Raw genomic sequence first — 311 nt, 5'->3', positions numbered from 1 at the left:
GCCCCGATCGCTGGGACCTCGCAGGTGCGGCGCTCTGCATCGTCGGCGCCTCCGTCATCCTCCTCGCGCCGAGAGGAGCCTGACGTGGAACTGCCCGCCCCGCTCCGGCAAGGCGTCGACGGCCTGCTCGACAAGGTGCCGCTTGCGGCGCTCAAACAAGCCGCGAGGACGCTTTCCGAACGCTACCGCGCCGAGCTGCGCGACGGCCGCCTGCATATGGCCGAGGACATGGCGGTCAAGGCCTATCTGGCAACGCGGCTGCCCGCGACCTACGCCGCCATCCGCGCCAGCCTGGATGCGCTGGGGGAGGC

The 311-nt window shown here is 71.7% G+C and carries 1 pseudogene; it reads left to right on the top strand.

What is annotated here, in order from left to right:
- Positions 1-84: 84 nt before the first annotated feature.
- A pseudogene (locus tag EN818_RS31665) lies at positions 85-311 on the top strand (methyltransferase type 11); the annotation flags it as partial.

This window comes from Mesorhizobium sp. M3A.F.Ca.ET.175.01.1.1 (assembly GCF_004791945.1).
Taxonomy (GTDB): domain Bacteria; phylum Pseudomonadota; class Alphaproteobacteria; order Rhizobiales; family Rhizobiaceae; genus Mesorhizobium.
This window is presented reverse-complemented; position numbering and strand designations above follow the sequence as displayed.